Here is an 11,754-nt window from a genome sequence, read left to right as displayed (position 1 = left end):
GGTGGTGGTTGACCGAGCGTGGTGGTCACGTCGATCTCACAACCGACAGCGCGTCACGCTCGGGTGCGAGGCGTTGATAGATCGGCATGACATCCTCGCGTAACAGCCCGCTCGCCGGACGATCGAGAACTACTTCTCCATCGCGAAGGCCGACGAGCCGGTGTGCCCAGCCCAGCGCGAGGTCGACCTGATGGAGCGTGCACACGACGGTCAGCTGTTCCTCGGTGCACACCCGCTGCAGCAGATCCATGACAACACCGGCGTTCTCCGGGTCGAGCGAGGCCACCGGTTCGTCGGCGAGCACGATGCTCGGCCGCTGCATCAGGGTGCGCGCGATAGCCACGCGCTGTTGCTGTCCGCCGGAGAGGGTATCGGCGCGGCGCTCGGCCAGATCTGCGAGTCCAACCCGGTCGAGGCAGTTGAGAGCCTCGATGCGCATCGACTTCGGATACGTCAGCGTCCCGTAGCGCGGGATGCGCAGTCGTCCGAGACCTCCGACGAGAACATTCTCGAGACAGCTGAGGCGTCCGACGAGATTGAAATGCTGGAAGATGAATCCGATGTTCTTGCGCAGTTCCCGCACGTCACGCGCCGGAGCTGAGTCGATGCGGGTGCCCAGCGCGGTAACGCTGCCAGAGGTGATCGGATGGAGTCCGTTGATGCAGCGCAGCAGCGTGGACTTGCCGGAGCCCGAAAGACCGAGCAGCACGAGCATTTCACTGCGGTGCACGTCGAGGTTGACGTTCTGGAGTGCGGTGGTGGAACCGAAGGTCTTCGTGACGTCGCGTGCGCTGATGACTATGTCGTTCGGGGGTGTGGGCATGATCAGCCTTGGCACTTCTGCGAACCGGTGACCTCGCACACGTGGCGGACGCCGTCGTAATCGCTGTCCTGTGCCGGTACGACGCCCCAGGCGCGCTCGTCGGTGATGCGGCATTCGTCGGAGCAGATGCCGTCAGCCTGGAAGGCCTTGGCGTTCATGCCTTCGCTGAATACAGCCTTCAGCTTCGCGATCGCGTCGGCACCGAGTTCGTCGTTGGCAGCGAACAACGATCCTGCGATCATCTCCGACTTCCAGACAGTCTTGAGCTCACCTGGCTTCAGCTCACCGTTGTCGATCATGGTCTTGTCGACCATCGTGTCGAATGCAAAACCGGCGTCGCAGTCACCGCTCTTGACTGCGAGCGCCGACGCGTCATGTCCGCCTGCGTAGATGGGTGTGACCGCGGCGGAGATGTCTGCCTCCGAACCGGAGGCGATCACGCCTTCTTCGATGAGTCCGGCAGTGGGATACAGAAATCCGGATGTCGAACTGGGATCGACGAAGCAGACCTTTTTGCCTGCATAGTCGGTGAGACCGTTGACGGACTGGTTGTCCGAGCGGGTGATTGCGTAGGACTGGTATCCGGGAGGAGTTCCTTCGTTCTTCACGACGGCCCCGAGGGGTGTCATCTGTGCACCGTTGATACCGGCGACAACATAGGCGAAGGGACCGAAGAACGCGAGGTCGACGTTGCCGGCGATGAGACCTTCGACCACGCCCGCGTAATCGGATGCCTGGACGAATTCGACTTTCGCCCCGGTCTCGCGTTCCAGTCGTTCGATCACCGGGTCGTAACTGGATTTGAGGTCGGTGGAGTTTTCAGCCGGAATTGCGGCCAGTGTCAGGGTTTTCGGGAATCCCTGTTCAGTTGTGGTTTCAGCACCTGAGCTGGAACAACCGGCAGCGACAAGTGCGGCGGTGGAAAGAAGGGCCGCAGCAATGCTGGCGCGGCGAAGAGTGCGGGTACTCATGTCGTGGTCCGTTCGGTCGAGTGAAGGCAGGGAAGATAAGGCATCAGTCGAGTTCAGGGCTGAGCGAACTCAGGGCTAGCGAATTCAGCGAAGTACGAGGCTCGGGAGATCGGTGATGCTGTCGAGGATGTGGGTCGCGCCGGCATCGATCAGAACCTCACTCCGGTGGGCGCCGGTGCGGACGCCGGCGACGACGGACGCACCTGCGCGTCGACCCGATCGGATATCGCTCGCGGTGTCACCGACCACGGCGACAGCCGCCATGTCACTGACTCTGCACTGCAGTGCAGCAGCAAGCACGAGATCCGGATGCGGACGCCCTCGGAACGAATCCCCCGGCGCCAGATAAGCATCAGCGACAGTGCGCCACTCCAAAGCGTCCAGAATTCGATGCTGCGTGGCCGGCGAAAAGCCGGTCGTCAACACCACTGCAACGCCGGCCTCCCGGAGTTGTGTGATGGCGTCTGCGGCACCCGGTACCGAGGTCACGCCGCCGTCGATGCGCGCGTCGTACGCCGCTTCGAAAGCGTGATTGGCGGCTTGGGCGCGGTCTTCTGCGCCGAAGAGTGCTCGAAAGACTTCGATTTTGGACTGGCCCATCGTTTCGAGGACGTAGCGGCGAGCGTCGTCGCGGTCTTCGCCGGACTCGGCGAGACCCACCGCAGTGGCCGCGGCATCAAAGGCGTCGATGACGAGACCATCGTCGGCGACGGTGGTGCCGGCCATGTCCATCACAACCAGTTCAATGGCAGGTCCAACTAGGGCAGTTTCGCTAAGCGCTTGTGTCGCGGTCGAATTCGTCATGACCCATACGATGCATGTTGGTATAGACCAAGGCGAATCCGTTGCGTGAACTGACAATGAACTAACAGTGACATCTTGGTCTAGACCAAGAAATGGTAGTGTCTGACGCATGGTGGTCGACGCAGAACCTCGGATGCTCAAGCATCAGATCGTGCGCAAGAATCTCGACGCACTTCTCGACGACCTGTCACCAGGAGACTCATTTCCCTCCGAACGAGATCTCGCCGAGAGATACGACGTGTCTCGGGAAACCCTGCGTCAAGCGATGCGGGAATTGCTCGTTGCCGGCCGCATCGAGCGGCGCGGTCGAACAACCGTTGTCGCAGACCCTAAAGTCGTTCTGCCACTAGCTATCGGCTCCTACACCGAAGCCGCGCGCAACAAGGGCATGACCGCTACCCGAATTCTGGTCGGATGGTCCGTCGACGGCGCTGACGACAATCTCGCGGATCTCCTGCACATTGAAACGGGTGACGCGGTCGTACAACTCGAGCGAGTGTTCACGACCGACAACGTCCGAGTCGGACTGGAAACAACCCGCATCGCCGCCCACAGAATCCCCGGCCTCATGGAGACCTTCGACTACAGAGATTCTCTCTACGCCGAACTAAGCACACGCGGAATACAATTCGATCGCGTCGTCGACAGCATTGAGACCGTACTGCCCGACGCCCGAGAAGTATCACTGCTCAACGTCGACCCGCGGACCCCGATGTTCCTCCTCAACCGAGTGTCCTACGACATCGACGGTGTTCCAATCGAACAGAGACGATCCCTCTACCGCGGTGACCGCATGACCTTCACTGCAGTCATGCACGCGTAAACACACGCGCGATCAATCGTCGCCGACTAAAGTTCTGGTCATGGAGCGAAGCAGCGACGCTGCTCAAACCCGCAGTGGCGGTAACCGCCGCTCGCGGTTTGACGTGTTCGTCGAACATGCAGAGTTGCGAGTCAGTCAGGCACCGTTCTTCTTCCTGTGTGTCGCCATCGTGGTGGCCTGGTTTATCAGCTTGCCGTGGTGGACGGATCTCAAGACCTGGCAGGTTGCCATTCATACAGTCGCGAGTGTTTTCACACTGCTGTTGGTAGTGCTGCTCGAGAATGCCGGCCGCCGCGCGAGCGAAGCGTCGCAAGAAAAGCTCAACGTCATCGCCGAGGCACTGGCAGCAATGCTGGATTCATCCGCATTCGATGATCCCGAGCTCCGAACTGCCGCCAAACGACTCCGGGAAGCTGTTGGACTCGAAGAACGCCACTGAAATGTGACTGTCCATTTCGCCCGAACCGTCGCGACGAGTCCGAATTTGCGGTTCTATGGACGTGCATGCTCGTTCGTCAGATTTTCCATCGCTGTGGCAATGGAGAAGACGTGAAGGAAGTGCACAGTGGTCGAACACATCGGTAGCAGCGCCGAGGACATCCTGCTCCGCGGCGGGCGCTTCTTCACTCCTGGGAAATTCTCGGACGACCTTCGCACCGTGAACCGCACGGGCGGCCGCGAAGGCGATATCTTCTACCGCGATCGTTGGAGCCACGACAAAGTGGTGCGCTCTACGCACGGGGTCAACTGCACCGGGTCGTGTTCTTGGAAGATTTATGTCAAAGACGGCATCATCACCTGGGAAACGCAGGAGACCGACTATCCGACAGTAGGGCCGGACCGCCCCGAGTACGAACCGCGCGGCTGCCCACGCGGTGCCGCGTTCTCCTGGTACACGTACTCGCCCACGAGGGTCCGCTACCCCTACGCACGTGGTGTTCTCGTCGAAATGTACCGCGAGGCACTCGCCCGACTCGGTGATCCCGTAGATGCGTGGGCCGACATTCAAGCCGATCCGGAACGTCGGCGAAAGTACCAGCAGGCCAGGGGAAAAGGTGGCCTGGTCCGGGTCACGTGGGGCGAGGCCACCGAGATGATCGCCGCGGCACACGTGCACACCATCAAGAAGTACGGGCCCGACCGCGTTGCGGGGTTCTCCCCCATTCCGGCGATGTCGATGGTGTCGTTCGCGGCGGGATCGAGGTTCATCGAACTCATCGGCGGCGTCATGACGTCCTTCTACGACTGGTATGCGGACCTCCCGGTGGCGTCACCTCAAGTGTTCGGTGACCAGACAGACGTGCCCGAGTCCGGGGATTGGTGGGACGCGTCGTATCTGTTGATGTGGGGATCCAACGTCCCGGTCACCCGCACCCCAGACGCTCATTGGATGGCCGAGGTTCGGTACCGCGGAACCAAGGTTGTCGCTATCAGCCCCGATTACGCGGACAACACCAAGTTCGCCGACGAGTGGATGCCGTGCGCCGCCGGCACCGACGGAGCCATGGCGATGGCGATGGGCCATGTCGTCCTGTCGGAGTTCTTCGTGAAGCAGCGTGAGCCGTTCTTCGACGACTACGTGCGGCAATTCACCGACCTTCCGTTCCTCGTCACGATCGAGGAACGCGACGGCCGACTTGTCGCCGGCAAGAACCTGACCGCCGCCGATCTGGGTGAGACCAGTGAAAATGCCGCGTTCAAGCCGGTTGTGCTCGACCGCACCACAGATGAGGTGGTTATACCGAACGGCTCTCTCGGTTTCCGCTTCGGCGACGAAGGTGTCGGAAAGTGGAATCTCGACCTCGGCGACATCGTTCCTGCTCTGAGCGTCGACACCGATTGGGGTGAAACTGCAGAAATACATCTTCCGCGCTTCGACACACCGGATGGTCACGGCGAAACCATGGTCCGGGGTGTACCGGTGCGCCGTGTGGGTGATCGACTGGTGTGCACTGTCTTCGATCTGATGCTCGCCCAGTACGGGGTGCAGCGCGACGGAATGCCGGGGCAGTGGCCGTCCGGCTTCGACGACCCGGCTGAGCCATACACCCCCGCGTGGCAGGAATCGATAACCGGCGTCAGCGCCGCGCAAGTGATTCGCATAGCGCGTGAATTTGCCACCAACGCAGTCGAATCGGGTGGCCGATCGATGATCATCATGGGTGCGGGTATTTGTCAGTGGTTCCACGGCGATGCCACCTATCGAGCAGTTCTCAGCCTCCTGCTGCTCACCGGGTCGATGGGACGCAACGGCGGCGGGTGGGCGCACTACGTCGGCCAGGAAAAATGCAGACCCGTCACAGGTTGGGCGACAGTGGCAATGGGGACGGATTGGCTCCGTCCGCCGCGTCAGATGGCCGGAACTTCCTACTGGTATGTCCACACCGACCAGTGGCGCTACGACGGTTACCAAGCTGATGCACTCTCCAGCCCCGTTGGCCGAGGTAATTTCAGTGGCCGACACACGATGGACGTGATGACATCGGCCGTGTCGATGGGATGGACACCTTTCTATCCCCAGTTCGATCGATCGAGCCTCGATCTGGCTGACGAGGCAGATGCACACGAATGTGACGTCGCCGAGCACGTTGCTAACCAATTATCTTCGGGTGCACTCAAACTCGCTGTCACCGATCCCGACAATCCCCAGAACTGGCCGCGAGTGCTGAGCGTATGGCGCGCAAATCTTCTCGGGTCGTCGAGCAAGGGAAACGAATACTTCCTTCGCCACCTACTCGGCACGGATTCGAACCTGCAGGCCGAGCCGACGCCGGAGAACCTGCGCCCCAATGACATAACGTGGACCGACGACATCCCCGAGGGGAAACTCGATCTGTTGATGTCGATCGACTTTCGGATGACGTCCACAACTTTGCTTTCCGACGTGGTGCTGCCTGCGGCAACGTGGTACGAGAAACACGACCTGTCGAGCACGGACATGCATCCGTTCCTTCATGCATTCTCCCCCGCTATCGACCCGCCGTGGGAAACCCGCTCGGATTTCGACGCTTTCGGCGCGGTTGCCAAGGCATTCAGCGTGCTGGCGGAAAAGCATCTCGGAAAACGCCGGGACGTCGTGATGGGAACACTGCAACACGACACACCCGGCGCTATGGCCTACGCCTCGGGTAGAGAACAAGATTGGCACTCGCAAGGAAAGACACCCGTCCCGGGCAAGACGATGGGTCCCCTCGTCGTCGTCGAACGCGACTATCCCGCCGTCGCGGAGCAGTGGGCTGCACTGGGCCCGCTGGTCGAGAAGGCCGGCCTCACCACCAAGGGCGTCACGACACATCCGAAGCGTGAGGTGGAAGAACTCGCCGCCAAACACGGGGTCTTCGATTCGGGTGCTGCCGCAGGTAGACCGGCACTCGATAATGCCGAAAAGATGGCTGAGGCAATCCTCGCGCTGTCCGGAACTTCGAACGGCAGGCTCGCAGTACAAGGGTTCGCCGAACTGGAGAAACGAACCGGAAGACCACTGACACATTTGGCGTCGGGCAGTGAGGAACGCCGAATCACCTTCGCGGACACACAGGCTCGACCTGTCCCGGTGATCACCAGTCCGGAATGGTCAGGCAGCGAAACCGGTGGCCGACGCTACGCGCCGTTCACCGTCAACATCGAGGAGCTCAAACCCTTCCACACGCTCACCGGTCGAATGCACTTCTACCTCGATCACGACTGGATCGAGGAACTGGGCGAACAACTACCGATCTACCGCCCACCACTCGACATGGCAAGCCTGTTCGGCGAACCTGCTCTCGGAGATCGCAACGGCGGAATCGGTCTCAGCGTCCGCTATCTGACGCCTCATTCGAAATGGTCGATCCACTCCGAGTACCAGGACAACCTGTTCATGCTCTCCCTCTCGAGGGGCGGGCCGACGATGTGGATGAGCCCCGGCGACGCCGCCAAAATCGAGGTATCGGACAACGATTGGGTCGAAGCCGTCAACCGTAACGGTGTCGTCGTGTGCAGGGCGATCGTGTCGCATCGAATGCCGGACGGCGTGGTCTTCGTTTATCACGCCCAGGAACGCACCATCGACGTGCCGCTCACGGAGACAACGGGAAAGCGTGGCGGCATCCATAATTCGTTGACCAGACTGTTGATCAAACCTTCCCACCTTGCCGGCGGCTATGCCCAAACGTCATTTGCCTTCAACTATCTCGGGCCCACCGGAAACCAACGCGACGAAGTAACCGTGGTGCGTCGTCGCTCGCAGGAGGTGACGTACTGATGCGAGTCATGGCGCAACTGGCGATGGTGATGAATCTCGACAAGTGCATCGGCTGTCACACCTGTTCCGTGACGTGTAAGCAGGCGTGGACCAACCGATCAGGTACCGAGTACGTGTGGTTCAACAATGTGGAAACCCGTCCGGGCCAGGGTTATCCGCGCACGTACGAGGACCAGGAGAAGTGGAACGGCGGGTGGGTTCGCGACAAGAACGGCCGACTTCGACTGCGTGACGGTGGCCGATTGAAGAAGCTCTCGCGCATCTTCGCGAATCCGAAGATGCCGTCCATTCAGGACTACTACGAACCCTGGACCTACGACTACGAGAATCTCACCCAGGCTCCCCTCGGGGAGCATATGCCGGTAGCCGCGCCGCGAAGCCTCATCAGCGGTGAACCCATGAAGGTGGAATGGTCCGCCAACTGGGACGACGACCTGGCCGGCTCACCCGAAATCGTTCCCGACGACCCGATTCTGAAAAAGATCAGCGCGGAGGTCAAACTCCAACTCGAAGACACGTTCATGTTCTACCTGCCGCGTATCTGCGAGCACTGCCTCAATCCGTCGTGTGTTGCGTCCTGCCCGTCGGGTGCGATGTACAAGCGGTCCGAGGACGGGATCGTGCTCGTCGACCAGGACAAGTGCCGCGGCTGGCGCATGTGCGTGTCCGGATGCCCGTACAAGAAGGTGTATTTCAACCACAAGACCGGTAAAGCCGAGAAATGCACGTTCTGTTATCCCCGCGTCGAAGTGGGCTTGCCGACGGTGTGCGCGGAGACCTGCGTCGGCCGTCTGCGATACATCGGCCTCATCTTCTACGACGTGGACAAGGTTCTCGCAGCCGCGACAGTTCCGGATGACAAAGACCTGTACGAGGCGCAACTCGACGTGCTACTTGATCCGAATGATCCCGAGGTCGTCGAAGGTGCTCGCGCAGAGGGCATCTCGGACGAATGGATCGAAGCAGCACAGAAATCTCCCATCCACGCACTGATCAAGGACTATCGCGTCGCGCTGCCGCTTCATCCGGAGTTCCGCACCATGCCGATGGTCTGGTACGTCCCACCGCTGTCCCCCGTCGTCGACGCCGTGAGCCGCGACGGTCATGACGGTGAAGACGTCGGAAATCTTTTCGGGGCTCTCGACTCGTTGCGCATTCCGATCGAATATCTCGCCGGCCTTTTCTCCGCGGGCGACACCGATGTGATCGACGGAGTTCTGCGACGGCTGGCTGCTATGCGGTCGTACATGCGCGACATCAACCTAGGACGCGAACCGCAGCCGCATATACCCGAGGCCGTGGGAATGACCGAGGAAAGCATGTACGAGATGTATCGCCTCCTTGCCTTGGCGAAGTACGACGAGCGGTACATCATTCCCACCGCCTACGCCGTCGACGGGCACAAACTCGAAGAGAGCGCCACCGAGTGTTCGCTCGATTTCGACGGCGGACCCGGCATGCACGAGTCCGGCCCGTTCGGCGAAGCCAGTGGCGGTCCGGTCCCGGTGGCAGTCGAGACTTTTCACGCGCTACGCGAGCGTCAAACCACTGGCGAAATGTCCGCCAACTCGACCAACCCGTCCCGGGTCAACCTTCTGAACTGGGATGGCAAAGGTTCGCCGAGCGGACTCTTTCCTGATCGAGGCGAGAACCAATGATCAGCTTCGGCCGACGTCGGCGCAGCGCCGGGCAGGACCGCTTGGTGTGGCACGCTGCCGGTTTGTTGTTGGCGTACCCCGACAGTGGACAAGGCGAAAGGCTCGCGGTTGTCGGGGACATTCTCGGGCATCTCCCGTCAGCTCCCCGAGAGCAACTCACTCTCACTCACCGCTTTCTTCGCGACAGCGAGGAATTCACAGCGGCGGCGCAGTACGTCGAGACATTCGATCTGAAACGGCGCAGCACGCTGTACCTCACGTACTGGACGGCAGGTGACACCCGCAATCGCGGGCGTGAAATCCTCGCCATCGCCGACGCCTATCGCGCGGCCGGAGTTGATCCGCCGAAAAGCGAGTCGGCAGACCACCTGACTGTCGTCCTCGAATTCGCTGCTCTCGTCGACCCGGATACCGGCGCGAAGCTGCTTTCGGCGCATCGCGTCCCATTGGACATGATCCGATCGTCACTGACCGACGTGGACTCGCCGTACGCTCCAGTTCTCAGGGCAGTGTGCAACACACTGCCCCCAGCTTCCGACAACGACATGCGTCGCGCCCAGCAGCTCGCCGCCTCGGGGCCACCCGCCGAATCTGTCGGACTCCCACTCTTCACCCTGACCGTCCCACCCCGCCGCGAAGGAGTGACGTGAGATGTCTGCCGGTGAAATCTACTGGGACATAGTGCCGTACGTCGTGTTGGCAATCTTCGTGAGCGGCACATGGTGGCGTTATCGCTACGACAAATTCGGCTGGACAACGCGGTCGTCGCAACTGTACGAGCATCGATTGTTGAGAATTGGCAGCCCCCTGTTCCATTTCGGCATTCTGGTGGTCATCATCGGACATGTCATCGGCCTGGTGATCCCGCAATCCTGGACCGACGCAATCGGGGTAAGCGACCACATCTATCACCTGCAGGCCCTCGTTCTCGGTTCGATCGCGGGCCTGGCAACCTTGGTCGGCGCCGGGATCCTGGTGTATCGCAGGCGGACCCGGGGACCGGTGTTCATGGCCACGACCTGGAACGACAAGCTGATGTACGTCGTACTGATCGCCGCAATCGTCGCTGGTCTCGCCACGACAGTGCTGGGATCCGGAGCGTTCGGCGAAGAATCCAACTACCGGACGACGGTCTCCCCGTGGTTCCGATCCATCTGGATCTTCCAGCCCCGTGGTGATCTCATGGCACAGGCGTCACTCGACTTCCACATTCACGTCACGATCGCGATGGTGTTGTTTGCACTGTGGCCGTTCACGCGCCTGGTACACGTATTCAGCGCGCCGGTCGCATACCTGTTTCGGCCGTACATCGTCTACCGCAGTCGCGACGACGCCCGGAAGGGCGAACCCGTCGGCTCACGCCCCCACCGTCGGGGTTGGTGAACTCACAGTCCACAATCGCCACACAGATGCGATCAGCAGAACTACGCACAGGACTACTGCCGGCCACACCAGAATTTCGCCAACTATCTTCAACCACGGGGTCGACGCCGTCCCCGCAACGGTTAACGACGCCGCCGACGTCATCCCCATCGGGAAAGCCGTCGACCAACGTCTGACGTCGTATTCCAGTCGAGGCCAGATCAATTCGCATATAAACAACACGCCGTAACAGCCGAGCACGAGAATCATGAGCACGATGCTCAATCGTTGAAACGACAGGTGTAGCGTTTCCGACCAGCCCACGACGGGCGCTGCCGCTGTGAGTTTTCCGGCCGCGAGCGTCGAGATTGCCAGGGCGCCGCCGAACACCCAGTGATCACCGGCCCCGACTCGGAGCTGATTGAACGAGAACCGTACGAGCACCGACACGTAGAACCCCAGGCCGAGCACAAACGCAGCCGCCGACGGAAGCGCAATCCAGTGCGCCGTCGTCGTGGCCGCGAGCGTCGCACCGAGTACGGCCAAACCCTGCGTTGCTACGCACAGCAGAAAGTGCACGCCGACGGTTGGCGAGGTCCAGTGTCGAATTACCGCCGGTATGAGCACGATCCACGCCACCAGCGCAATCGCGAGCGCGACATAACCGACCGAGTCCCAGTCGAGCAGTACAACCCGAGTACCCAACACGGTTGTCGCGGCCACTCCCGTGAGAGCCGGCGGAGTGTCGGCCTCGTCGATCCACCGGGCGCGATTGTCGACCAACCGCGATACGAACACCACAGCCAGAACCAGCCAGATTGCTGCGCCAATCCCCAGCCATACCAGCGAAAAGACCTCGAATCCCACCAGATGCAAGGCCACCGACACGATTCCCGAAGACATCGCGGCGGCTCCCGCACCGGGAGGAATTACCTCGAGCGTGCGGTTGGCTGTCGATCTCGCGCGATGATCGCCGGTCACATCCTCAATGATGAGCGATGATGCGGTGTATGTCCTGATTTCGACTCCACGTACTTCCCCGACAGCATTCACCCAGATTTCTCACGGCG

General features: G+C 61.0%; 10 protein-coding genes. 6 read left to right on the top strand and 4 right to left on the bottom strand.

Features of this window, described 5'->3' with window-relative positions; all coding sequences use genetic code 11:
* Positions 1 to 25: 25 nt before the first annotated feature.
* The 3 genes from phnC to FEZ60_RS02405 all read right to left on the bottom strand — a co-directional run bounded on the left by phnC (position 26) and on the right by FEZ60_RS02405 (position 2,598).
* Complete coding sequence (gene phnC / locus FEZ60_RS02415; protein WP_045067600.1) at positions 26 to 823, bottom strand: phosphonate ABC transporter ATP-binding protein; 798 nt, start codon at positions 821 to 823, stop codon at positions 26 to 28.
* Between the two features lie 2 nt (positions 824 to 825).
* Positions 826 to 1,794 (bottom strand): phosphate/phosphite/phosphonate ABC transporter substrate-binding protein, encoded by a 969-nt coding sequence (locus tag FEZ60_RS02410; protein WP_045067599.1) that lies wholly within the window; start codon positions 1,792 to 1,794, stop codon positions 826 to 828.
* 84 nt (positions 1,795 to 1,878) lie between these two features.
* The gene (locus tag FEZ60_RS02405) at positions 1,879 to 2,598 is read right to left on the bottom strand and encodes a phosphonatase-like hydrolase (protein ID WP_045067598.1); all 720 of its coding nucleotides are present in this window, start codon (positions 2,596 to 2,598) and stop codon (positions 1,879 to 1,881) included.
* A gap of 109 nt (positions 2,599 to 2,707) precedes the next feature.
* On the opposite strand from FEZ60_RS02405, the gene FEZ60_RS02400 reads away from it, so the two are divergent.
* The 6 genes from FEZ60_RS02400 (at position 2,708) to narI (ending at position 10,705) form a co-directional block, all read left to right on the top strand.
* Positions 2,708 to 3,421, top strand: coding sequence for a GntR family transcriptional regulator (locus FEZ60_RS02400; protein ID WP_172935451.1), 714 nt, complete (start codon positions 2,708 to 2,710; stop codon positions 3,419 to 3,421).
* A gap of 40 nt (positions 3,422 to 3,461) precedes the next feature.
* Positions 3,462 to 3,860: a low affinity iron permease family protein gene (locus FEZ60_RS02395; protein ID WP_033236203.1), complete on the top strand. Its 399-nt coding sequence runs from the start codon at positions 3,462 to 3,464 to the stop codon at positions 3,858 to 3,860.
* Positions 3,861 to 3,986: 126 nt separating this feature from the next.
* Positions 3,987 to 7,664: a nitrate reductase subunit alpha gene (locus FEZ60_RS02390; protein ID WP_172935450.1), complete on the top strand. Its 3,678-nt coding sequence runs from the start codon at positions 3,987 to 3,989 to the stop codon at positions 7,662 to 7,664.
* Entirely contained in the window at positions 7,664 to 9,322 is a 1,659-nt protein-coding gene (gene narH, locus FEZ60_RS02385; protein WP_045067596.1) for a nitrate reductase subunit beta, read from the top strand. The genes FEZ60_RS02390 and narH overlap by 1 nt, the downstream gene beginning before the upstream one ends.
* The gene (gene narJ / locus FEZ60_RS02380) at positions 9,319 to 9,972 is read left to right on the top strand and encodes a nitrate reductase molybdenum cofactor assembly chaperone (RefSeq protein ID WP_045067593.1); all 654 of its coding nucleotides are present in this window, start codon (positions 9,319 to 9,321) and stop codon (positions 9,970 to 9,972) included. Before narH ends, narJ begins: the two co-directional genes overlap by 4 nt.
* A 1-nt stretch (position 9,973) precedes the next feature.
* On the top strand, positions 9,974 to 10,705 hold the full coding sequence (narI, locus tag FEZ60_RS02375; protein WP_045067592.1) for a respiratory nitrate reductase subunit gamma: 732 nt from the start codon (positions 9,974 to 9,976) through the stop codon (positions 10,703 to 10,705).
* On the opposite strand, the gene FEZ60_RS02370 is transcribed toward narI, so the two are convergent.
* A complete protein-coding gene (locus tag FEZ60_RS02370; protein ID WP_045068013.1) occupies positions 10,679 to 11,665 on the bottom strand; it encodes a tellurite resistance/C4-dicarboxylate transporter family protein in 987 nt (328 codons plus the stop codon). The genes narI and FEZ60_RS02370 overlap by 27 nt on opposite strands.
* Between the last annotated feature and the right edge of the window lie 89 nt (positions 11,666 to 11,754).

It is taken from the genome of Rhodococcus sp. MS16 (assembly GCF_013277795.1).
In the GTDB taxonomy this organism is placed as follows: Bacteria; Actinomycetota; Actinomycetes; order Mycobacteriales; family Mycobacteriaceae; genus Rhodococcus_F; species Rhodococcus_F globerula.
Note: the sequence above shows the minus strand (reverse complement) of the source record. Positions and strands in the feature narration are given on the sequence as shown.

Bases quoted from the DNA above. Each gene is read 5' to 3' on its own strand.
- FEZ60_RS02395 (WP_033236203.1), top strand. From the start codon at position 3,462: ATGGAGCGAAGCAGCGACGCTGCTCAAACCCGCAGTGGCGGTAACCGC.
- FEZ60_RS02405 (WP_045067598.1), bottom strand. From the start codon at position 2,598: ATGACGAATTCGACCGCGACACAAGCGCTTAGCGAAACTGCCCTAGTT.
- phnC (WP_045067600.1), bottom strand. From the start codon at position 823: ATGCCCACACCCCCGAACGACATAGTCATCAGCGCACGCGACGTCACG.
- FEZ60_RS02400 (WP_172935451.1), top strand. From the start codon at position 2,708: ATGGTGGTCGACGCAGAACCTCGGATGCTCAAGCATCAGATCGTGCGC.
- narI (WP_045067592.1), top strand. From the start codon at position 9,974: ATGTCTGCCGGTGAAATCTACTGGGACATAGTGCCGTACGTCGTGTTG.
- narH (WP_045067596.1), top strand. From the start codon at position 7,664: ATGCGAGTCATGGCGCAACTGGCGATGGTGATGAATCTCGACAAGTGC.
- FEZ60_RS02410 (WP_045067599.1), bottom strand. From the start codon at position 1,794: ATGAGTACCCGCACTCTTCGCCGCGCCAGCATTGCTGCGGCCCTTCTT.
- narJ (WP_045067593.1), top strand. From the start codon at position 9,319: ATGATCAGCTTCGGCCGACGTCGGCGCAGCGCCGGGCAGGACCGCTTG.